The sequence below is a fragment of the Citricoccus sp. genome, from assembly GCF_035445025.1.
Classification (GTDB): Bacteria; Actinomycetota; Actinomycetes; order Actinomycetales; family Micrococcaceae; genus Citricoccus.
The window spans coordinates 1-21,509 of sequence record NZ_DAOMPX010000002.1; the positions used below are offsets into that span (position 1 = coordinate 1).

Consider the following 21,509-nt stretch of genomic DNA (forward strand, 5'->3'; position numbering starts at 1 on the left):
TCGAAGTCCACGAAGACGTGCTCGACCGCCCCGGAGACCCCGGCCCCGTCCGCGGGCCCGCCGGCGCCGGCGGTGCCGGCGGTGCCGCCGGGCAGCGCCGACAGGTCCAGCGCCTTGATCCGGTCCCCCACGGCCACGTCCCTGCTGGCGCCGACCTCCGGCGGGACCGGCACCCGGGCGGCGTCGGTGCCGCCGCCGTCGGGGTCCACGATGGCGTCCACGCACCGCACCTGCGCCGCCGCGCCCTCACCGACCACGGCACCGCCGGGGGTCTCGAGGGCCCCGGCCTGCGGCCCGCAGTCCCTCGGCTCGACGGCGGTCACCGTCCCGGAGAACAGGGTCACCCCCGAGGCGGTGCCGTAGGGATCGGCCAGGGACAGCTCCCGGTGGGACCCCGAGGGCCACAGGGCGATCATGGCGGCCACCAGCAGCAGCGTCACGGGCACGAGGATCGCCGCCAGGGCGGTGACGACGCGGCGGCGCGACCCGCCGGGACCGGTCAGCGCGGCGTCGGCCCCGGGTCCGGCGTCCAGGCCGTGGCCATGACCGCCGGGGAGACTGTCCTGCACCGGGCGGTCAGCCCCGCAACCGGACCATGACGTTGCGCATCTCCACCACCACGGTCCCGTCCGGCTCGGTCACCCGCACGTCCACGATCCGCGAGGACCCGCTGCCGGTGCCGATCTCGGCGGTGGCGGTGAGCACCTCCCCCTCGCGCCCGGGCGCCAGCAGCGACGAGCTGGAGTGGGAGGTCACCCAGCGCGGGGACTGCTCCCCCGTGTTCAGCGCGTAGGCCGCCGCGGTGTCCGCCAGCAGCATGGTGATCCCGCCGTGGCAGATCCCGTGGGAGTTGCACTGCCGGGACCGCACCGTCATGGCCATGGCGCAGCCGGCGTCGTCTCCGGCGACGAACGTGATGCCCTGGTCCGTCACGGGGGTGTCCACCGCGAGGATGGCGGCAGCCCGCTCGGCGCGCAGGGCGGAGTCCGCCGCGGTGTCCATCGGATCGGTCACAGCGGGGCCGCCTCTCGCTCGCCCTCGGTCTCGTCGGGATCCGCGGCCGAGTCCGCCCCGGACCCGGCCAGCGGGTCCGGCAGGTCGGCGGGGTCGGGACCCGGTTCGGCCCCCGGCCCGGCGGCGCCCTCCACCGCGGCGTCCCGGGCGGGCTCGCGGTCCTCGGACCGGTCGGTCGCCCAGATCCGGGTGTCCAGCAACACCCGCGCGTGCCCGGTGGACAGCAACTGGTCGAGCATGGGGGTCAGCGCCGTCATCGCGTCGTCGGCCTCCACCTGGACCGGGTACTGGGCGGTGAGCATGGCCAGCAGGGCGCCCGCGGCGAACTGCGCGTCCGCGGGGGCCAGCTCGGGATCCCAGCCGATCAGCACGTCCGTGGGGTCCTCGGTGCGCTCCGGGGTGTAGGAGATCGCGAACGCCGTGATCGTGCCGCCCTCGGCCTTGGGCCGGTTGCGCAGCACCACGGCCCCGGAGGCACCCGTCTGCGGGCCGAGCAGCAGCTGCTGGGCCCGTCCCACGGTCATCTCGGCCGGGTCCCAGTCGTGCACCGCCTGGTAGAACACGGACACCGCCTGGGTCAGCTCCACCGATCCGGTGGCCGCCTCCTCCAGCGTCATCCCGCCCTCGGAGAGTTCCGGCGGTGCCAGCACCCCGGGCCCGACGACGATGCGCCGCGAGCGCTGGACCTCACGGAACCCGTGGCCGGCCAGGAACCGCTGGGTCGCCTCCGCGCCGTCCGGCACCGTGCCCTCGTGCCCGACGGCGACCCGCGTCTTGAGCTCGACGGTCCCGATGGTCTCCACGGCCACGTCCGCCTCCGCGCGCAGCGCGTTCAGCAGCATCGTGCCGATGCCGCGGTTGCGCACGGGCGCGGCCGTCTCGGCGTAGAACCACAACCGCCTCGGGTGCACCCGGGAGGTGGAGACCACCCCGGCGGCCACCGGGACGCCGTCGTCCTCGGCGACCAGGCAGCGCACCCAGCCGTCGGCGGCACCCGCGGCCGGGCCGCCGTCGTGGGAGGGCCGCAACAGGGTGCGGTCCTGGTGCTGCTGCGGGTCCGAGGGGTCGCCCCAGGTCTGCAGCAACCGCAGGTCGTCCCCCTCGGCCCACGGCCGCAGGGTGACGTTCCCGGACCGGTCCGCCGCCGGCCCGGTCACTGGGCCAGCCGCTCGAACAGCCAGCCGCGCACCTGGTCCAGGCCCACGCGCTCCTGGGCCATGGTGTCCCGCTCCCGGATGGTCACGGCCTGGTCCTCGAGCGAGTCGAAGTCCACGGTGATGCAGTACGGGGTGCCGATCTCGTCCTGGCGGCGGTAGCGGCGGCCGATGGCGCCGGCGTCGTCGTAGTCGATGTTCCAGACCCCGCGCAGCTCGTCGGCGAGCCTCTTCGCGGTCGGCACCAGCTCCTCCTTGCGGGACAGCGGGAGCACGGCGGCCTTGACCGGGGCGATCCGCGGGTCCAGGCCCAGCACGGTGCGGATGTCCGTGCCGCCCTTGGCGTTGGGCGCCTCCTCCTCGCGGTAGGCGTCCACCAGGAACGCCATCATGGAGCGGGTCAGCCCGAAGCTCGGCTCGATCACGTACGGGGTGTACCGCTCGCCCGTGCCCTGGTCGAAGTACTGCATCTTGGTGCCCGAGGCCGCCGTGTGGGAGTTCAGGTCGAAGTCGGTGCGGTTGGCGATGCCCATCAGCTCGCCCCACTCCGAGCCCTGGAAGCCGAACCGGTACTCGAGGTCGATGGTGGCGTCGGAGTAGTGGGCGCGCTCGCCGTCCGGGACGTCGAAGCGGCGCATGTTGTCCGGGTTGATCCCCAGGTCGATGAACCAGTTCCAGCAGGCCTCCACCCAGGTGTCGAAGTGGCCCTTGGCCTCGTCCGGGTGGACGAAGTACTCGATCTCCATCTGCTCGAACTCGCGGGTGCGGAAGATGAAGTTGCCGGGGGTGATCTCGTTGCGGAAGGCCTTGCCGATCTGGCCGATGCCGAACGGCGGCTTCTTGCGGGCGGCGCCCACCACGTTGAGGAAGTTCACGAAGATGCCCTGGGCGGTCTCGGGGCGCAGGTAGTGCAGGCCCTCCTCGTTGTCCACCGGTCCCAGGAAGGTCTTCATGAGCCCCGAGAAGGTCTGCGGCTCGGTCCACTGCCCGCGGTTCCCGCAGTCCGGACACACGATCTCGTCCATGCCGTCGGTGCCGCCCTCGGGCCGGCGGCCCTTCTTCGCCTCGAACGCCTCGACGAGGTGGTCCTGGCGGTGGCGCTTGTGGCAGGAGAGGCACTCGACCAGCGGGTCGGTGAAGGTGTCCACGTGGCCCGAGGCCTGCCAGACGGCGCGGGGCAGGATGATGGACGAGTCCAGCCCGACCATGTCCTCCCGGCCGCGCACGAAGGTGTTCCACCACTGGGTCTTGATGTTGTCCTTCAGCTCCACGCCCAGCGGCCCGTAGTCCCACGCCGAGCGGGAACCGCCGTAGATCTCTCCGGCCTGGAAGACGAATCCGCGTCGCTTCGCGAGGGAGATGACCTGGTCGAGGGTGGACTTGGGGGCCATGGGGGCATCACATCCGTGTCTGCGCATCGGCCGCTGGCGGCGGCCCGCGCTGGTGCTGGTGGGTCGGGCGGGGCAGCCGGTGCGAGACCGGCGACTACGTCAGACAGTCTAGGTGCCCGGCCGCCCCGGCACTGAACCGCCACCACGGCGGTTCGCTCGCCGTGGCCGGGCACGATCGGGACGGGCGCCGCGCCCGGCGCCCCTCGGCGCGCTCCCGCACGGAGGCGGATATTTCCTCACCCATTCCCCGCGTGATCGGCGACAATGGAGTCATGTCCGATCACACCGCCCGCCACGCACCCCAGTCCCCGGCGTCCCATCCGACGCGGCTCGAGATCCGTGACGAGGTGATCCGGCTCGGGCAGGCGCTCAAGCTCGCCAACCTGGTGGAGGACGGGGCGGACGCGCGGGTGGTCATCGAGGCCGGACTGGTGCAGGTCAACGGGGACCCCGAGACCCGTCGCGGCCGCCAGCTGCACCACGGGGACATCATCGAGTTCTCCGGCGAGGCCGTGAAGGTGGTCCCGGCCGGCCACTGAGGGGCTACCGGACCACGTAGTCCAGGTACTCCCCCACGTGCCGCAGCTCCTGCGGGCCGATGCCGTGGCCGATCCCGGCGTAGAGCACCTTGGTCAGCTCCACGTGCTCGTTCATCCAGGCGTGGGTGTACTCGACCTTGTCCTGGGTGATGACCGGATCGGCCTGGTCCCGGCCCCAGAACACCTTCGGCCTCACGGCCCTGACGGCCTCGTCGTCGAAGAACCCGGCCAGCGGCCCGGTGCCCGCGCGCGCCGCCGCCCCGTCCTGGTCCGGGTTCACGGCGAAGCCGGAGAGCCCGACCACGCAGGCGTAGGCCTCCGGGTCCAGCCGCAGCAGCGAGGTGGCCATGGCCATCCCCATGGAGAACCCCAGCAGGGAGACGCTGGAGAAGTGCTCGCGCTGGGTGTCCACCCAGGCCTGCAGGTCCTCGACGGCGGCGCGCACCGCCAGCGGCGAGGAGGACATCGAGGTGCTCAGCGGGAACCAGGTGAACCCGCCGTGGTCCATGGCCAGCGGGGCCCGGACCGAGGCGATGGTGAACCTGCCCGGCAGTTCGGGGACGATCCCGAACAGGTCGTTCTCGTCCGCACCGTAGCCGTGCAGCACCACCAGCAGTGGGGTGCCCGCGCGCTCGGCCTCGGGACGGGACCAGCGGACGAACGGCTCGGGGGTGGCGGCAGCGGCGGCATCAGTCATACCCACAGGGTAGAGGCCCCCGGTGAGAGCCGATCAATCCGGCCGGTCAGAGTCCCAGGACCCGCTTCATCTCACCGGCCACCTGGTCCATGTCCGTCAGGAACCCGTCGTGGCCGATCGGCGAGTCGATCATGAACACCGGCACCTCACCGGGCAGCTGGCGGGCCAGTTCCTGGGACTGGCCCGGGAAGTAGAGCCGGTCCGAGTCGACCGCGGCGATGAACGCCGCGGCGGGGATCCCGGCCAGCACCTCCTCCTCGCTCCCGCGGCCCCGCGCCACGTCATGGCTCATCAGCGCCTCGGTGAGCACCAGGTAGCTGTTGGCGTCGAAGCGTCCGGCGAGCTTGGCCGCCTGGTGGTCCAGGTAGGACTCCACCTGGTACCGGCCGCTCCGGCGCAGCGGGTGGCCGAAGGGGTCCTCGTCCTGCTGCGGACTCCGCCCGAACCGGGACCCCATGTCCGGCTCGGAGCGGTACGTGATATGCGCGATCCGCCGGGCGATGCCCAGGCCGGCGTCGGGCCGGGAGCGGCCGTAGTAGTCGCCGCCCTGGAAGTCCGGGTCCAGCGTGATCGCCTGGACCTGGGCCTGGGCGAACGCGATCTGCTCGGCCGTGGAGTGGGCGCCGCAGGCGATGACGGCCATGCCGCGCACCCGCCCCGGGTAGGTCGCGGCCCATTCCAGGGCGCGGGCCCCGCCCATCGAGCCGCCGATCACGGCCTGCCACGCCTCGATGCCCAGGGCGTCCGCGAGGCGGGCCTCGGCATGGACGGAGTCCCGGATGGTGGTGAACGGGAACCGCGAACCCCACGGGGTGCCGTCCGCGTCCAGCGAGGACGGACCGGTCGTCCCGTAGCAGCCGCCCAGCATGTTGGGGGCCACCACGAACCACTGATCGGTGTCCACCGGCGCGCCCGGTCCGATGATGCCCTCCCACCAGCCGGCCTCCGGTTCCCCGGTGGAGGCGGCCACGTGGGTGGAACCGGTCAGGGCGTGCAGCACCAGCACGGCGTTGGACCTGTCCGCGTTCAGCGTGCCCCAGGTCTCGTAGGCGATCTCCACGGCGGGCAGGTGACCGCCGGCCTCGAAGTCGAAGGCGCCGATCCGCCGGGAGTGCAGGCCGCCGTCGGGAAGGGCGGTGCGGGTCTGGTGGGGGCTGGTCATGGTCATGGGGGTCCCTCCGTGCCTCACGCGCTGACGTTGGCGGCGGCGAACCCCTCCTCGAGGTCCGCCAGGATGTCATCGATGCTCTCCACGCCCACCGAGAGCCGGACCAGGCCGGGGGTGACACCGGCGGCGCGCTGCTCGGCCTCCGTCAACTGGGAGTGCGTGGTGGAGGCCGGGTGGATGACGAGCGAACGGATGTCGCCGATGTTGGCCACCTGGTGGTGCAGGCGCAGGGCGTCCACGAACCGCGCGCCGGCCTCGCGGCCACCGGCGATCTCGAAGGACACGAAGCCGCCGGCGCCCTGGGGCAGGTACTGCTGCGCGCGCTCGTACCAGGGGCTGGATGCCAGGCCCGGGTAGATCACGGCCTCGGCCTGGGCGTGGCCGTCCAGGTAGTCGGCGACCCTCTGCGCGTTGGCCACGTGACGCTCCATCCGCAGGGACAGGGTCTCCAGGCCGAGGTTGAGCAGGAAGGCGTTGAACGGGCTGATCGAGCTGCCGAAGTCGCGCAGCAGCTGCACGCGGGCCTTCAGGATGTAGGCAAGGTTGGCCCCGAGGATGCCCCCGACACCCAGGTCCCGGGCGAACACCAGTCCGTTGTAGCTCTCGTCCGGGGTGTTGAAGCCCGGGAAGCGCTCCGGCTGGGAGGCGTAGTCAAAGGTCCCGGCGTCCACGATGACCCCGCCCATGGCCACGGCGTGGCCGCCGAGGTACTTGGTGGCCGAGTGCACGACCACGTCCGCGCCGTGCTCGATCGGCCGCAGCAGGTAGGGGGTGGCCAGGGTGTTGTCCACGATGAACGGCACGCCGGCGGCGTGGGCGACGTCGGCGATGCCCCGCAGGTCCGGCACGTCCCCGCGCGGGTTGCCGAGGGACTCGGCGAACAGCAGCTTCGTGGTGTCCCGGACGGCGCCCGTCCACTCCTCCAGGTCGTCCGGGTCCTGGACGAAGGTGGTGGTGATGCCGATCTTGGCCAGGGTGTGCTTGAACAGGTTCTGGGTGCCGCCGTAGAGGGAGGCCGAGACCACCACGTGGTCCCCCGCACCGGCGAGGTTGAGCACGGAGAAGGTGGTGGCCGCCTGCCCGGAGGCCAGCAGCAGGGCGCCCACCCCGCCCTCGAGGGCGGCGATCTTGCCCTCCACGGCCTCCTGGGTCGGGTTGCCGATGCGGGTGTAGATGGGCCCGAGGTCCTTCAGGGCGAACCGGTCGGCGGCGACCTCGTGGGAGGGGAAGTCGAAGGAGTTGGACTGGATGATCGGCAGCGCGGTGGCGCCGAAGGGGTTGACCTCCGGGATGCCGGCGTGCACCTGCCGGGTCTCGAAGCCCCAGTTCGCGGCGGAGTCCGTGGCGCCGGCCGGGTCGGTGTCCGGGGTGGCCTGGTTCGGGGTGTCAGTCATCGACATGGCTCCTGTATCCGTCCAGGGCCACCCGGTGGCATCACGGTGCCGTGAAGCATGCCGCGCCGTGGTGGCCCGCGCTTGCAGGTGCCGGTCGACACCCGCCTGGTCCTCACCCGGGGCACCCCACCGCGAGCTGGAGGGTTGCCGGCCAGCAAGCCGGGGCTCGATGCTGGCGCTCATGACCTGCGCCCAGTCTGCCAGATCGGTGCGAGCGGGTCATCCCGTTCGGTCACAGTGTGACCGCGGCCCCGCCGGAGTGTGATCTGCGCAACTTTTCAAGTGAGGGTAACCTAAGCGATCTCCGCCACGGGGAAGTGGGACGATATGGGCATGATGCGCCTTGATCACGTCTCGTACGCCGTCGGCCCCGAAGAGGGCCTCCCCGCCGCGGTGGCCCGGATCGCCGATGCCCTGGGCATCGAGCGAGTCAAGGGCGGGGTCCACCCCCGCTTCGGCACCCGCAACGCCATCTTCCCGTTGCGCAAGCACCAGTACCTGGAGGTCGTCGAGGTACTCGACCACCCCTCCTCCGGCAAGGCCCCGTTCGGACAGGCCGTGCGCGCCCGCTCCGAGATGGGCGGCGGCTGGATGGGCTGGTGCGTGGCCGTGGACGACCTGGCCCCGTTCGAGGAACGGCTCGAGCGCCAGTCCGTTCCGGGCAACCGCAAGTTCCCGGACGGCCGCGAGCTGACCTGGCGCCAGATCGGCATCAAGGGCCTCATCGCCGACCCGCAGGTGCCCTACCTGCTGCGCTGGGATGACGGCATGGAGGAGCTGCACCCCTCCCGCGCCGCGGAGCCGCAGGCGGAGCTGTCCTCCATCACGATCGCCGGATCGCGGGACCGGGTGCGGGGCTGGCTGGGACTGGACGACCCCGAGCAGAGGGTCGAGGACCTCAACGTCATCTACGAGTCCCCCTCCGGCACGCCCGGCATCCTCGAGGTCACCTTCGAGACCCCCAAGGGCACCGTCACCCTCTGACGCGCCCCGCGGCCCCCGCCCCCTCCCGGCCCCCGGCCCGGTGGGCGGGGGCCTTCGCGTCCAGGACGCCCGCCGGTCCCGCGTGGAGCCGACCGGAACAGGCGGCGCGGGCCGGGCTCAGGTGCCGAACAGCCCCAGCCGGGCCAGGGCCGGGTAGGCCACGAACCCGGTCACGTCCAGCAGCAGGTGGGCCACGACCAGGGGCATCACGCGCCGGTAGCGCACGTACAGCGCACCGAACACCAATCCCATGAGCAGGTTCCCCACTCCCGGCCCGATCCCCTGGTACAGGTGATAGGCCCCGCGCAAGACCGCGCATCCCACCACCACGGTCGTGGCGTTCAGGGGGACGACGGCGCCGCTCGCCCAGGTGCGCAGCCCACCGGGCTCGCCGGGCCGGGCCGGGTCCAGCCCGGACCTCAGTTGCTGCAGGTAGCCGAGCCGGTCGAAGAGCCAGGCCACCACGATGACCTCCTCCAGCAGCGCGTGCCGCAGCGCGGAGAGCACCAGGACCGGGGTGGTCCACCAGTACTCGTCCAGCGCGCTGCCCACGATGGCCGTGGTTACCCCGGCCGCCCGCCCGGCCGCGTAGACCGCCAGGGTCCCCAGGCCGATCGCCACGAACAGGGCCCCGCCCCAGGCCAGGTCGGCCCCCGGACGACGGGCGTCCAGGCCGAAGGTCCGGAACGGATTGCGGCCGCGGATCACCAGCAGGTGGAACACCAGCAGTACCGGCACCAGGGCGAAGACGATGTCCAGCAGCTGGTACGTGAGGTCCCAGTACTGCCGGTCCGCCAGCGGCGGGTTCAGCGTGGTGGTCTGCCCGGACAGCGGGCCCCGGCTCATCTTCTCCAGCAGGTTGACGATCGCGTAGACGGCCGACTGGCCCAGGGACAGCCCGAGCACGATCGCGATCTCCCAGCGGACCGTGCCGGCCGAGGGCGGGGTGATGGCCGAGGGGCGCAGGCGGTCGGTCGGCCGGGAGGCTGCGGGGGTGCTCACCGCACCAGTGTAGGAAGGGCCGCCGAGGGACACCCGCAGCGACCGGCGGATCGCGGCCCCGGGCCCGGTTACCGTGGATCCATGGCCTCCCCACCCACCGCAGCCGACCTCGCGCTCGCCCGTGCCGCCTCCGCGCGTCCGCTGGTCAGCGCCTCCCCCGCGGCGGCGGACCGGCTGGCCACGGCGGACTGGTCCGCGGGCACCGTGGAGGAGGGCGGGCAATTCCACCGTGTGCTGGTGCTGCCCGGTGTGGGGGCGGTGAGGATGGCCCGGAACGCGGTGGCCGCCGGGCGGCTGCCGGCGAACGTCGCGCTCGTGCAGGCCCTGACGAGCACGGCCCAGCTCCCCGTCGCCCTGCCCGTGCCCCTCACCGAGGTGGTCACCGGTGCGGACGGGACGGCCGCCGTGGTGCAGGAGTACCTGCCCGGCCGGGCGCATCCCCCGCACGAGGGCGACCCGGTGGTGCTGCGCGGACTGTGCGAGGCGCTGGCGGCCGTGGACACCGCCGCCCTGGAACCGCACCTGGGCCCGCCGTTCGCCTACCGCGGGCCGTGGACGGCCGAACGCGTGCGGACGGTGCGCCAGCTGCCGGCGCGCCTGCGGGAGACCTACGGCGGGCAATTGTGGGACGGCGAGTGGGCCGCCGACCATCCGGCGGTGACCGCGGCGGCCTTCCCGGAGACCGCCGGGGACCTGCTGGCCACCCTGACCGCGTGGACGCAGGACCCGGTGGTGGCCCCGTCCCTCGTGCACGGGGACCTGGCCGGGCACAACATGCGCTGGAAGCGTTCCGGCGGGGACCGGGTCCTGACCGGGATCCTCGACTGGGACCTGGCCAGCGCCTGGGACCCCGCACTGAACCCGGCCTACCTCTCGTTGTGGCACGGGGAGGAGAAGCTGGAGTCGATCGCCCGCGACCCGGCGGAGGCATGGCGGGCCCGGGTCTGGCTCGGCTGGACGGCCCTGGAGACCCTGGCGGACGCCGCCGGCCGCGAGGACCCGTCCACCGGAGCCGGCCCGGCGAACTGGCCCAGGCTGCTGCGCAAGGTGCTGCCGCGGATCGGCCGGGCCGTCGCGGCGCTGACGGCCGGTGTCCGGTGAGGGGCCGGCGTCACTCGCCGTGGCCCCGGGTGCCCGTCGCGACGCTGACCGCCGCGCTGGAGGCCGGTGGGAAGCAGCTCGACGCGGGCCAGCGCGAGACCGTGCGGTTGCTCTGCTCCCGGCACGCCCACGGGGTCTACCTGCACGGCGGGGTGGGCCGCGGCAAGACGTGGATCAGCGGCCGGTTCTTCGACGCGGCCGAGGTGCCCAAGATCCGGATGCACATGCACGCCCTGCTGGGCCAGGTCACCCAGTCGGTGACCGGCGCCCCGGCCGGACGACCGGTCAGCGTCGACGGCGCCGTGCGGCGCCTGCTGGGGGACGCCCGGCTGGTGTACATCGACGAGTTCCACGTCCACGACGTCGGCGACGCCCACCTGCTGCGCCGGGTGCTGCCCGCCCTGCTGGACCTCGAGGCCGGGGTGCTGCTGACGTCCAACTACCCGCCCGCGGACCTGCTGCCGGATCCCCTGTTCCACCATCACCTCGAACCGGTCATCGGGCTGATCCAGGAGCGTCTCACCGTGCGGCAGGTCCCCGACGGCGTCGACTACCGGCCGTTGACCCGGGGCGCCGACCGCGGGTTCGCGGCCGGGACGTGGACGGCCGTCGGCGCGGGGCAGGACGGGACCGGGCTGACCGGTGCCGGGCTGACCGGTGGCGCGACGAACGGTCCCGGGGCGAACGGTCCCGGGCCCGTGACGGGGGCGAGCGTGCCGGTGGGGGCCGGCGGTACCCGGCGGCTGCGGGTGACCGCCGCGGATCCCGCCGCCGGAGTCCTCACCGCCACGTTCGCGCAGTTGTGCGAGCACCCGGTCTCCGTGCACGACTACCTCGGGCTGGCGCGGCAGTACGAGCACTGGAGACTGCTGGGCGTCCCGGCCCCGGAGGACATCGACGACCAGTCGTTCCAGCGGTTCGCGTTCCTCGTGGACGTGCTCGTGGACGCGGACCTGCGCCTGGACGTCACCGCGGCCCTGCCCCTGGATGACTGGGCCGGGCCGGGGCGCCTCCCGCGCGACGCCGACCGGTTCCTCAGCCGGCTGAGCCTGCTGCGGGACTGAGACCCGTCCGCGGGCCCGACTGCCGCAGGTACCCCCAGCCGATCGCGTGCAGGACGTCCTCCGGGGGCTGGGTGGCGAAGAGGGTCGCCAGGGCCAGGGACCACCCCGCGGCCCGGCGCCAGAGGTCGTCGTCCGGGACCCGGCCCGCCTCGTAGCGGGCCTGGAACGCGGCGGCCCCGGCGGGCGTGAAGTGGGTCAGCGCGATCCCCAGGTCCGAGGCGGGATCCCCGGCGCAGAGGTCACCGAAATCGACCAGGACCGGCTCCGGTGGGCCCGGCAGGGCGCCGGCGGCAGCCTCCGCCAGCACCGTGTTGTCCGGGTGGGGGTCCCCGTGCAGCCAGACCGGCGGGCCCGTGTGGTCCCCGGCCGCCAGGGCCTGCCGCCAGGCCGTGTCCACCGCGCGGACCAGGGCCGCGGGGCAGCGCGGACGCAGCGCCCGCCAGCGCGCCTCGAAGCGATCGGCGGTCGCGGCCAGCGGCACGCCGCGGAAGGGATTGGCCGGGGCATCCGGCGGGGCCGGGACGTGCAGGCGTCGCAGCCACCCCGCGAGGGCGGCGGCGTAGACGTCCCGGGTCCCGGCCGGGCGGCGCGCCGCCGGGGTTCCCGCCACCCACGGCACCACGGCCCACCGGTAGGGGTACCCGGCCCCGGGGGCGCCGGTGCGCTCGGGCCGCGGGAGCCTCAGCCCGGTCTGCGCGGCGACGCGCGGCAGCCAGGCGGCCTCCCGGTCGAGGAGGGCCTGGCCGGCGTCGTGCCGGGGCAGGCGGACGGCGAGGTCCTCCCCCAGCCGGACCATCGTGTTGTCCCAGCCGCGGACCACGCCGCCGCCCGGGGCCGGATCCACGTCCCCGCCGATCGGCAGCGCCGCCAGGTCCGGGTGCTGGGACGCCAGCAGGGCGCGGACGAGTCCGGCCGTGACGTCCGGTTCGCCGGACCGGCGGTGACGCGGCATCTTCCGGCCTCTCCTGGAGACGACGGGAGGTCGAGGGCTGACGCGAACCGGCCCGTCTCCGGGCCCGCGGGTCAGCCGTCGACCTCCCGATCGTGGCGTGGGGTGTCCGGGGGGTTACTCCGTGACGCCCAGCTGCTCCATGACGATCTCCCGCACGCGCCCGGCGTCGGCCTGGCCGCGGGTGGCCTTCATGACCGGGCCGATGAGCGCGCCGATGGCCTGCAGCTTGCCGCCCCTGATCTTCTCCACCACGCCCGGGTTCTGCGCGATGGCGTCCTGCACCGCGGTGGTGAGGGCGCCGTCGTCGGAGACGACCGCGAGCGAGCGGGCCTCGACGATGGCCCGCGGGGAGCCCTCGCCGGCGGCCACGAGGCCCAGGACCTGCTTGGCGATCTTGTCGTTGATCGTCTTCTCCGCGATCAGCGCCTCGACCTCCACGACGTCGGCCGGGGAGACCCCGAGCTCGGGGATGTCCTTGCCCTCCACGTTGGCCAGGCGAGCGATCTCGCCCATCCACCACTTGCGGGCCGCGGCGGCGGTGGACCCGGCCGCGATCGTGTCCGCGATCTCGTCCAGCACGCCGGCGTTGACGACGTCCCGGAACTCCTCGTCCGAGAAGCCCCAGTCGGCCTTCAGGCGCTTGCGGCGCTCAGCGGGCGGCTCGGGCAACTGGGCGCGCAGCTCCTCGATCCACTCCGGCGTGGTCACGATCGGCACCAGGTCCGGCTCCGGGAAGTACCGGTAGTCGTCCGCGTCCGACTTCGGCCGGCCCGAGGTGGTGGTCCGGGTGTCCTCGTGCCAGTGCCGGGTCTCCTGCACGATCGAGCCGCCGGCCTTGAGGATGGCCGCCTGGCGCTGGATCTCGTAGGTCACGGCGTGGGCGACGGCGCGCGTGGAGTTCACGTTCTTCGTCTCGGTACGGGTGCCGAAGGCCGCGGTGCCCTTGGGCATCAGCGAGACGTTGGCGTCGCAGCGCACGTTGCCGCGTTCCATCCGCGCGTCCGAGATGCCCAGGTTCTTCACGATGTCCCGGACGGCCGTGACGTAGGCGCGGGCCAGTTCCGGCGCCCGCTCCCCCACACCGGCGATCGGCTTGGTGACGATCTCGATCAGCGGCACGCCGGCGCGGTTGTAGTCCACGAGCGAGTGCGCCGCGTCCTGGATGCGGCCGGAGGCGCCGCCGACGTGCGTGAGCTTGCCGGCGTCCTCCTCCATGTGGGCGCGCTCGATCTCCACGCGGAAGACCGTCCCGTCCTCCAGCTCGACGTCCAGCCAGCCGTCATGGGCGATCGGGTCGTCGTACTGGGAGGTCTGGAAGTTCTTCGGGGTGTCCGGGTAGAAGTAGTTCTTCCGGGCGAAGCCGCACGTCTCGGCGATCTGGCAGTTCAGGGCCAGCCCGAGCTTGATGGCGTACTCCACGGCCTTGCCGTTGACCACCGGCAGCACGCCGGGCAGCCCCAGGTCGACCTCGGTGACGTTGGTGTTGGGCACGTCCCCGAAGGCGTTGGCGGCGGAGGAGAACATCTTGGTCCTGGTGTTCAGCTCCACGTGGACCTCGAAGCCCAGGACCGGGTCGAACTCGGCCATCGCCTCGTCGAACGTGAGCACCTCGTCGGTGACGGCGGTCATCGGTTCTCTCCTCCTGCGGTGCGGTCAGCGGTCCCGACGCCGGCCGGCTGGGTGCTGCGGGTGTCGTCCAGGTCCGGCGCCTGGGTCCAGAGCTGTGCGCCCCAGGCCTGTTCCAGGCGGCTCTCCAGGGCCGCAGCGGCCCGGTACATCACGGCGTCGCCGCGGACCGGGGCGAGGAACTGCACGCCGACGGGCAGGCCCTCGGCCAGTCCGCCGGGCACGGAGATGCCGGGGATGCCGGCCAGGTTCGCCGGGATGGTGGCGACGTCGTTGAGGTACATCGCCAGCGGGTCGTCGATCTTCTCGCCCAGGCCGAACGCGGTGGTCGGGGAGGTCGGGGAGATGAGCACGTCGACCTTCGAGAAGGCCTCGTCGAAGTCCCGCTGCACGAGCGTGCGGATCTTCTGCGCGGAGCCGTAGTAGGCGTCGTAGTACCCGGCCGAGAGGGCATAGGTGCCCAGGATGATGCGGCGCTTGACCTCCTCGCCGAAACCGGCCGCGCGGGTGGCGCCCATGACCTGCTCGATCGTGCCGCCCTCGTCGGGGACGACCCGGTTGCCGTACCGGACGCCGTCGAACTTGGCCAGGTTGGAGGAGGCCTCCGACGGCATGATCAGGTAGTAGGCGCCCAGGGCGTACTTCAGGTGCGGGCAGGAGACCTCGACGACCTCGGCACCGGCGTCCTGCAGGATCGTCACGGCCTCGCGGAAGCGCTCGAGGACACCCTCCTGGTAGCCCTCACCCCTGAGCTCGGAGACGATGCCGATCCGCAGGCCCGTCACGTCGTGCTGCCGCGCCGCGGTGAGCAGTCCCTCGAGGGGCTCGGTCAGCGAGGTGGAGTCCTTCGCGTCATGGCCCCCGAGCAGTTCCTGCAGGGCGGCGGCGTCCTGCACCGTCCGGGCCACGGGGCCGATCTGGTCCAGGGAGGAGGCCATCGCGATCACGCCGTAACGGGAGACCCCGCCGTAGGTGGGCTTGGCGCCCACGGTGCCGGTGACGGCACCCGGCTGGCGGATGGAGCCCCCGGTGTCCGAGCCGAGCGCCAGCGGGGCCATGAACGCGGCCACGGCCGCGGCCGAACCGCCGCCGGAACCGCCGGGGATCCGGTCCAGGTCCCAGGGGTTGCGGGTGTTGCCGAACGCGGAGTGCTCGGTCGAACCGCCCATGGCGAACTCGTCCAGGTTGGTCTTGCCCAGGATGGGCAGCCGGGCCCGGCGCAGCTTCGTCACCACGGTGGCGTCATAGGGGCTCATCCAGCCCTCGAGCATCCTCGAGCCGGCGGTCGTCGGCTGGCCGATGGTGACGATGTTGTCCTTCACGGCCACCGGCACGCCGGCCAGCGGGTGCAGGGCCTCGGCCTCGGCGCCGCCGGCGGCGCGGATCGCGTCCACCTCGGCCGCCACGGCGAGCGCCTCCTCCGGGTTGACGTGCAGGAAGGCGTGGATGCCGCGTTCCCCGCCGTCCACGGCGGCGATCCGGTCCAGGTGGGCCTGGGTCAGTTCCACGGAGGTGATCTCCCCCGTCCGCAGCTTCTCGGCCATCTGGAGGGCGGTCAGGCGGATCAGTTCAGTCGACTCGGTCGTTGCGTTCATGCGTGTCACTCCCCCTCGAGGATCGCGGGCACCCGGAACTGGCCGTCCTCGGCCTCCGGGGCCATGGCCAGGGCCTGCTCCTGGGAGAGCATCTCCCCCGGCTCGTCCTCCCGGAACACGTTGGTCAGGGGGATCGGGTGGGACGTCGGCGGCACGTCGTCCCCGGCGACCTCGCTGACGGCGGCGACGGCATCCATGATGACGGCGAGTTCACCGGACATCTTGTCCAGCTCCTGCTCGTCCATCCGGATGTGGGCCAGTCGCGCCAGGTGGGCGACGTCCTCACGGGTGATGGCGGACATGGGTCTCCTGTGGTCTTCCGCGGATGGTGTGGTTCGGTGGACCAGTCTAGTCCCGGAGCAGTGCGGGCCGGGCCCGGCTCACACCGGCCGGCGGAACACCCAGTAGAGCTGGTCGGTGCCGTCCGTGGGCTCCTGGCCGATGTCCGACAGGCGCCAGTCCCGCTCCGGGACCCGGACGAAACCCTCCGACTCGTACAGCCTGTGGGCCGAGGTCATGGTCTCCATGGTGGTGAGCACCACCGCCTCGATGCCCTCCAGCTGCTGCGCGCGGTCGATCGCGGCACGGACCAGGGCCCGGGCCACGCCGCGGCGCTGGACGGCGGGGTCCACGGCCAGCATCCGGAACTCGAGCTCCCCGTCCTTGGCGGTCTCGGACATCGGCATGCCCGGCAGCGTCAGCACCACCGAACCGGCCACGCCGCTCCGCGCGTCCCGGCCCTCACCGACCACGACCTCACCCACGAGCACGCGCGCCTGGCCGGCACGGCCGGCGACGTCCTGCAGGTGCTCGATGTAGTCGTCCTCGGGGTGGACGTGCCCGCCGTCCACGTAGGACGCCACCGTCAGGTGGGCGATCGCGGCGTGGTCCTCCTCGCGCGCGTCGCGGACGGTCACCCCGTCCACGCGGGACGTCAGCGGAGGCCGGTCGTCCTCGTGGAGTCCGGGATGCGTGTGGTCAACGATCGGTCCGTGGTCGTCATGGGGCACGCCGAAATCCTACTCGCGGGCGGTGTGCGGGGCGAGCACGTCGACGCTCGCCCCCCGGCGCACGACGGTGGACCCGCAAGTCCGCCCGCCGGCACCACCCGTCCGCCGCCGTGGGCGAGTGCGGCTAGGCGTTCAGCGCGCGCTGCTTGATCAGCTCGTACTCCTCCGGCGTGAGGCTGCCGGCGTCGAGCAGCGTCCTGGCCTTGGCGATCTCGTCGCTGGCACTCGTCACCCCGGCCGCGGACCGGATGTACGCGGCCTCGGCCTCCTGCCGGACGGCGGCACGCTTCTGGTTCCGCGTCGCCATGCCGCTACCCCGCACGATCAGGTACACGAGGAGCGAGATGACCGGGAAGAACACCAGCACGATCACCCACACGGCCTTGAGCCAGCCGTTGAGCTCCTTGTCCCTGAACAGGTCGGAGAAGACGGAGAACAGGGCGAACAGGAACGCGATGAATACGTAGCACCAGAACATGAACCAGAAGAAATCCCAGAAACTCTCCCAGAAGTCCATTGTCACTCCTTCGTGTCTAAACCATCGATGGATGGTGTGTGCCGCCGGCCGAGCGCCTCAGCAGTTGAGTTCGCTCCGGAGGTTGTCCATGGCGGTCTCGACGTCGTTCGCCTCGTTGCGGAGGGAGTCGACGGCGTCCGGGACCTTGGTGTCATCGTCGATCTCGTCGACCGCGTCACGGAACCCGTCGACGTTGGTGTCCAGTTCCTCGAGGCGGTCCTCGGCCACGTCACCGGACTCCTTCAACAGGTCCTCGTAGGAGTCGGCGAGCTGGTTCCGTGCGGTCCGGAGCTCGTCCACGGTGGCCTCGGGCGTGAGGCTGGATCTCACCTCCTGGAGTGCCGTGCCGAACGCGTCCGCGGCCTCGCAGGCCTGCGAGACGTTCTCCTGCGGGGTGGGGCTGGAACAACCGGCCAGGCCGATCATCATCATGGAGGTTCCCAGGGCCATGGCTGCGGCGGTGGAACCGGGACGTCTGCTGTTCACGGTGGTCTCCTCTCCAGGAGTCGATCATGGCCGGGGGCCGACCGTGGGCCGGGATTCACCGCGGCTCCGCGAACGGGCCACCGACCTCCTATGGCCTGAAGTATCCGCCGGTGGCCGCCGCGCTGCCTCACCCGCAGGTGATGAACCTGGTCCCGGCCCGGCCCGTCAATCACCCCCGGCGGGTGGTCCGTGGAGCGCGGCGCCGTGGTTCGATGTCCTTTCGGAGAGTGATGATCATGTGCCGTTGGCTCGCGTACTCCGGTTCACCGGTGAACCTCGAGGACCTGCTGTTCAGGCCCGTGCGCTCCCTGGTCATGCAGAGCAAGCACTCGAGGCTGGGTGCCGAGGAGATGAACGGCGACGGCTTCGGGGTCGGCTGGTACTCCAGGGGTCCCCGCCCGGGGCTCTTCCACAGCACGCACCCCGCCTGGAACGACAGGAACCTGCGCGAGCTCTCGGCGCTGGCCTGGTCGGAACGCGTCTTCGCGCACATCCGGGCGTCGACGGGCAGCGCGGTCCAGGAGACGAACTGCCACCCCTTCCGTCACGAGCGCTGGCTGTGGATGCACAACGGGATGATCAGCGACTTCCCCCGGGTGAAGCGTGACCTCGCCGTGGCCGTGGCGCCGGAGTTCTTCCCGCTCATCGAGGGGTCCACCGACTCGGAGCTGTTCTTCTACCTCGCGCTCACGTTCGGCCTCGAGGACGATCCCGCACCGGCGGTCGCCACCGCCGTGGGATTCATCGAGGAGACCGGTCGACGGCACGGCATCGAGCACCCGGTGCAGATGACCGTGGCGACCACGGACGGCGACACGACCTGGGCCTTCCGCTACTCCACCGAGGGCCGGTCGAGGTCCCTGTTCTACAGCAGGGACGTCTCGGCGCTCCGCGCCCTGCATCCGGAGAACCCTCAACTGCAGCGGCTCTCCCCGGACGCACGCCTGGTGGTGTCCGAACCCCTGGGTGATCTCGAGGGGGCCTGGCAGGAGGTTCCGGAATCGACGTTCCTGGCCGTGCGCGGCGGCGGGATCGAGCTCGCACCCTTCACACCCGTCGCGGCGTAGCGGGCGGGACAGGACGGCGGCCGTCCTAGACGAGTCCGCGTGCCATGGCGATCCGGATGGCGGACCGGCGGTTCGTCGCACCGAGCTTGCGGTAGATGGACTGCTGGTGCGTCTTGAGGGTGTTCACCGAGATGAAGAGTGAGTCGGCGATCTCCGCGGCCGTGAGCATCGTCCGCAAGTAGGAGAGGACCTCCCGTTCCCTCTCGGAGAGCGTCCAGGAGTCGCGCTGTCGGCGCCGCACGGGATCGGGCGGTTGGTGGGCGAGCGCCGAGGCGATGAAGGCATCGTGGGCGGTGCCCCACGCCGCGTGCTGGACCAGCAGCCGGAGCAGGTCCGCGCGATGCTCGACGAAGGGCCGCAGGACCGACTGGGGTTCCGCGCAGGCGACGGCGTACTCCAGCCGGTCATGGGCGACCGTGGCCTCTCCCGCGGCGTCCGCGATCAGGACCTCGGTCACGGCGGCGCTGGCCCGGACATAGGGTGGGTTCTCCTCCTCCCCCAGGGCCTCCACGCAGTCGAGGGCGGCCTCGGGTTCCCCCGCCCTGCGCAGGACCTCGGCCATCAGGGCGCCGGCCAGGGGCGAGACACCGCCCCTGGCCAGGGGGCGGGCGATGGCCCCGGCGCCCCTCAGGTCGCCCGCCGCCTCACGCAGCTTCGCGGCGGCGACCCGGGCCAGCGTGGACCAGGCGGAGTCGTGGCGCTCCTGCGCGTCGAAGGCCCGCAGCGCCAGGTCCGCTGCCGTGATCCGGGCAGGGTCCCCCGTGGCGCAGGCGACGAGGACCCGGTACACCATGCCCAGCGAGTCGGCCGGGAAGGGACCGCTGCCCGCCGCGTCCGCCTGCGCGAGGTCGCGGTCGGCGCGCGCCAGGTCGTCCTGCCAGTAGGCCCTGAGTCCGCTGGCCAGCCACACCGGGGCGAGGCATCGACCGCGGGCCGGGGAGGACGCGCCGGGGCGGCCGACCACCGCCGTGCCCTGCTCCTCGGCCGCCGTGAAGTCACCCCGGACGGACAGGGCCAGGGCGAGTTCTGCCCCGGCGCACTGTTCGATCGTGGTGAATCCGTTGGCGCGGCCGGCCGCGGCCGCCGCCCGCAGCAGGTCGGTCGCCGCCCTCCCGGGGCGGAACGAGCGGGTCTCGGCCCGGCCCACGAGGAAGAGGGCGTCGGTCAGCGTGGCTGCCGGATGTCGCGTGGCCAGGTCGACGAGCCGGTACCCCTCGCGGGCCGCCGCCTCACGATCGCCACTGCCCAGGACGAAGAGCTCGAACAGCTCACGGTTGACGGTGAAGCGGCGCCGGCGCGCCGTGCCCAGGCCCGTCAGGCCCGAGGACGCCCGGCGTGCCAGCTCGGCGGCGTAGGGCTGGTCACCCTCGGTCGCGCGGCAGGCGGACCGGACCAGGAGCACCTCGGGGTCCTCGCTCCAGGGGAACGGCAACCGGAGGCACAGGTCCTCCAGGGATGCCGCTCCCTCGGTCATCAGCACCTCGAGCCAGTGCTCGCCGATGGACCTCATCGCCGTCCTGGGATCGTCGCCGAGCAGGGCCTCCGAGACGCAGGTGCGCACGTCCACGTCCTGGTAGTGCCGCGCCGCGATGCCGTGGAGTGTGCGGGCGAGCCGGGGGTCGCGATGGGACAGGATGGTGCGGCAGGCCGCGGCGAACAGCGGCTGCCAGCGGTACCTGGACCCGGGGAGGCCGCAGGGGTCCTCCTCCAGGAAGAACCCCTGCCCCAGGCACTCCTCCAGCAGCCGCGCCCCCTCGGTGTCTCCACCCAGCTCGATGGCCAGCGGACGGTCGATCGTGTCCCGTGCCGTGGCCCGCAGGACGAAGTCCGCCAGGGGCGCGGGACAACCGGCCAGGACCTCCTCGGCGACATAGTCCAGGAAGGCCCGGCGTGGTTCCGGCGAGAAGGCATCGGCCGGGGACGCCCCCGCCGGGTCGAGCGCCAGGCCCTGGGACAGGGCCACCGGCCAGCCGCCCGTCGCCCTCCACAGCGCCGGGGCCTCCACCGGGCCGTCGAAGCCGAGCATCGACAGCAGCTCACCGGTCTCTGCCAGCGTGAAGGCGAGGTCACCCGGCCCGATGTCGGCGACCTCGCCGCGGAGCCTCGCGGCCGCGAGCGGCAGGGCCGGAGCGCCGCGTGCGGACAGGACCAGGTGCAGCCCGGCCGGCCTGGACTCGAGCAGGCTCCCCACCAGGCCGCCGTCGAGGCCCGGACCGGCCAGGTGCAGGTCGTCGATGACGAGGGCCAGGGGTTCGGTGAGCGCCTCCAGGGCCCGGATGACGCTCTCGTGGTCCTCGCGGGGACTGCGTCCTGGTCGCGGGTCCAGGCCCAGTACCGCACCTCGGGCCGGGCCGCCCAGTCCTGCCGCCACGTCCTGCAGCGCCACGACGATCCCGCGGTAGAGGTCCGCGGGACCCGCATGGGCCCGGCCGACGCTCAGCCAGGCACAGGCCTCATCGCCATTGCGCGACCAGTCGGCCAGCAGGGTCGTCTTCCCGTATCCGGCGGGGGCGGAGACCACCGTGGTCCGGCCGGACCGGACCCCGCCCGAGACGGCCTCCTCCAGGCGGCGCCGCCGCAGGGTGCCGAGACGGGCCTCCGGCGCCCCGGTCCTGGTGCGTCCCTCGGAGCCGGTGGCGGCCGGCGCGGGCCGCGACGGCGCCGGGTCCGGTACGCCCTGTCGTGACGGCACCGTCGTCGCGGAGGTGGGCGGGCCAGCCCTCATCATGCAGTCCTTCCCGGAATCAC

Annotated in this window: 20 protein-coding genes, 1 pseudogene and 1 riboswitch; of the genes and pseudogenes, 5 read left to right on the forward strand and 16 right to left on the reverse strand. The window is 72.8% G+C overall.

Annotation, left to right across the window (positions count from 1 at the left end; genetic code table 11):
• From PLJ28_RS01115 to PLJ28_RS01130, 4 genes and pseudogenes are all read right to left on the reverse strand, one after another.
• Positions 1–569 (reverse strand): annotated as a pseudogene (locus PLJ28_RS01115) (YibE/F family protein); the annotation flags it as partial.
• 7 nt (positions 570–576) lie between these two features.
• The gene (locus PLJ28_RS01120; RefSeq protein ID WP_324589840.1) at positions 577–1,014 is read right to left on the reverse strand and encodes a PaaI family thioesterase; all 438 of its coding nucleotides are present in this window, start codon (positions 1,012–1,014) and stop codon (positions 577–579) included.
• Complete coding sequence (locus tag PLJ28_RS01125; RefSeq protein WP_298045862.1) at positions 1,011–2,171, reverse strand: GNAT family N-acetyltransferase; 1,161 nt, start codon at positions 2,169–2,171, stop codon at positions 1,011–1,013. Before PLJ28_RS01125 ends, PLJ28_RS01120 begins: the two co-directional genes overlap by 4 nt.
• Positions 2,168–3,559: a glycine--tRNA ligase gene (locus tag PLJ28_RS01130; protein WP_298045865.1), complete on the reverse strand. Its 1,392-nt coding sequence runs from the start codon at positions 3,557–3,559 to the stop codon at positions 2,168–2,170. The genes PLJ28_RS01125 and PLJ28_RS01130 overlap by 4 nt, the downstream gene beginning before the upstream one ends.
• Before the next feature lie 272 nt (positions 3,560–3,831).
• Here PLJ28_RS01130 and PLJ28_RS01135 point away from each other — a divergent pair, with 272 nt between their 5' ends.
• On the forward strand, positions 3,832–4,098 hold the full coding sequence (locus tag PLJ28_RS01135) for an RNA-binding S4 domain-containing protein (RefSeq protein ID WP_183524093.1): 267 nt from the start codon (positions 3,832–3,834) through the stop codon (positions 4,096–4,098).
• A 4-nt stretch (positions 4,099–4,102) separates the two neighbouring features.
• Here the strand turns inward: PLJ28_RS01135 and PLJ28_RS01140 are convergent, their stop codons facing one another.
• The 3 genes from PLJ28_RS01140 to PLJ28_RS01150 are packed head-to-tail and all read right to left on the reverse strand — an operon-like array spanning position 4,103 to position 7,357.
• On the reverse strand, positions 4,103–4,795 hold the full coding sequence (locus PLJ28_RS01140) for an alpha/beta hydrolase (RefSeq protein ID WP_298045868.1): 693 nt from the start codon (positions 4,793–4,795) through the stop codon (positions 4,103–4,105).
• Positions 4,796–4,841: 46 nt separating this feature from the next.
• Positions 4,842–5,963 carry a homoserine O-acetyltransferase MetX gene (gene metX / locus PLJ28_RS01145; protein ID WP_183524087.1) on the reverse strand — a complete coding sequence of 374 codons (1,122 nt, stop codon included), beginning with the start codon at positions 5,961–5,963 and terminating at the stop codon, positions 4,842–4,844.
• A gap of 17 nt (positions 5,964–5,980) precedes the next feature.
• Positions 5,981–7,357: an O-acetylhomoserine aminocarboxypropyltransferase/cysteine synthase family protein gene (locus PLJ28_RS01150; RefSeq protein ID WP_324589854.1), complete on the reverse strand. Its 1,377-nt coding sequence runs from the start codon at positions 7,355–7,357 to the stop codon at positions 5,981–5,983.
• A 72-nt stretch (positions 7,358–7,429) separates the two neighbouring features.
• Positions 7,430–7,544: riboswitch (SAM riboswitch) on the reverse strand.
• Between the two features lie 140 nt (positions 7,545–7,684).
• Here PLJ28_RS01150 and PLJ28_RS01155 point away from each other — a divergent pair.
• Positions 7,685–8,341, forward strand: coding sequence for a VOC family protein (locus tag PLJ28_RS01155; RefSeq protein ID WP_183524081.1), 657 nt, complete (start codon positions 7,685–7,687; stop codon positions 8,339–8,341).
• A gap of 117 nt (positions 8,342–8,458) precedes the next feature.
• Here PLJ28_RS01155 and PLJ28_RS01160 read toward each other — a convergent pair whose 3' ends face one another.
• Entirely contained in the window at positions 8,459–9,343 is an 885-nt protein-coding gene (locus PLJ28_RS01160) for a CPBP family intramembrane glutamic endopeptidase (protein ID WP_298045875.1), read from the reverse strand.
• Between the two features lie 81 nt (positions 9,344–9,424).
• Between PLJ28_RS01160 and PLJ28_RS01165 the strand changes: the two genes are divergently transcribed.
• Both PLJ28_RS01165 and zapE read left to right on the forward strand, forming a co-directional pair.
• The gene (locus tag PLJ28_RS01165) at positions 9,425–10,444 is read left to right on the forward strand and encodes an aminoglycoside phosphotransferase family protein (RefSeq protein ID WP_183524078.1); all 1,020 of its coding nucleotides are present in this window, start codon (positions 9,425–9,427) and stop codon (positions 10,442–10,444) included.
• Between the two features lie 29 nt (positions 10,445–10,473).
• Positions 10,474–11,508 carry an AFG1/ZapE family ATPase gene (gene zapE, locus PLJ28_RS01170; protein WP_183524075.1) on the forward strand — a complete coding sequence of 345 codons (1,035 nt, stop codon included), beginning with the start codon at positions 10,474–10,476 and terminating at the stop codon, positions 11,506–11,508.
• On the opposite strand, the gene PLJ28_RS01175 is transcribed toward zapE, so the two are convergent.
• The 7 genes from PLJ28_RS01175 to PLJ28_RS01205 all read right to left on the reverse strand — a co-directional run bounded on the left by PLJ28_RS01175 (position 11,480) and on the right by PLJ28_RS01205 (position 17,694).
• A complete protein-coding gene (locus PLJ28_RS01175; RefSeq protein WP_183524072.1) occupies positions 11,480–12,460 on the reverse strand; it encodes a phosphotransferase in 981 nt (326 codons plus the stop codon). The genes zapE and PLJ28_RS01175 overlap by 29 nt on opposite strands.
• Positions 12,461–12,574: 114 nt before the next feature.
• On the reverse strand, positions 12,575–14,089 hold the full coding sequence (gene gatB, locus PLJ28_RS01180) for an Asp-tRNA(Asn)/Glu-tRNA(Gln) amidotransferase subunit GatB (RefSeq protein ID WP_183524069.1): 1,515 nt from the start codon (positions 14,087–14,089) through the stop codon (positions 12,575–12,577).
• Positions 14,086–15,681 (reverse strand): Asp-tRNA(Asn)/Glu-tRNA(Gln) amidotransferase subunit GatA, encoded by a 1,596-nt coding sequence (gene gatA / locus PLJ28_RS01185; RefSeq protein ID WP_183524066.1) that lies wholly within the window; start codon positions 15,679–15,681, stop codon positions 14,086–14,088. The genes gatB and gatA overlap by 4 nt, the downstream gene beginning before the upstream one ends.
• Before the next feature lie 5 nt (positions 15,682–15,686).
• Positions 15,687–15,983 (reverse strand): Asp-tRNA(Asn)/Glu-tRNA(Gln) amidotransferase subunit GatC, encoded by a 297-nt coding sequence (gene gatC / locus PLJ28_RS01190; protein WP_010142843.1) that lies wholly within the window; start codon positions 15,981–15,983, stop codon positions 15,687–15,689.
• A 78-nt stretch (positions 15,984–16,061) separates the two neighbouring features.
• Positions 16,062–16,691, reverse strand: coding sequence for a GNAT family N-acetyltransferase (locus PLJ28_RS01195; RefSeq protein WP_298045882.1), 630 nt, complete (start codon positions 16,689–16,691; stop codon positions 16,062–16,064).
• Positions 16,692–16,815: 124 nt separating this feature from the next.
• On the reverse strand, positions 16,816–17,208 hold the full coding sequence (locus tag PLJ28_RS01200) for an SHOCT domain-containing protein (RefSeq protein WP_183524063.1): 393 nt from the start codon (positions 17,206–17,208) through the stop codon (positions 16,816–16,818).
• A 57-nt stretch (positions 17,209–17,265) separates the two neighbouring features.
• Positions 17,266–17,694 carry a hypothetical protein gene (locus PLJ28_RS01205; RefSeq protein WP_183524060.1) on the reverse strand — a complete coding sequence of 143 codons (429 nt, stop codon included), beginning with the start codon at positions 17,692–17,694 and terminating at the stop codon, positions 17,266–17,268.
• A 212-nt stretch (positions 17,695–17,906) separates the two neighbouring features.
• Between PLJ28_RS01205 and PLJ28_RS01210 the strand changes: the two genes are divergently transcribed.
• Positions 17,907–18,761, forward strand: a complete 855-nt coding sequence (locus PLJ28_RS01210; protein WP_324589841.1) for a class II glutamine amidotransferase — start codon at positions 17,907–17,909, stop codon at positions 18,759–18,761.
• A 25-nt stretch (positions 18,762–18,786) separates the two neighbouring features.
• On the opposite strand, the gene PLJ28_RS01215 is transcribed toward PLJ28_RS01210, so the two are convergent.
• The gene (locus PLJ28_RS01215) at positions 18,787–21,489 is read right to left on the reverse strand and encodes a LuxR C-terminal-related transcriptional regulator (RefSeq protein ID WP_183524057.1); all 2,703 of its coding nucleotides are present in this window, start codon (positions 21,487–21,489) and stop codon (positions 18,787–18,789) included.
• Positions 21,490–21,509: the final 20 nt, after the last annotated feature.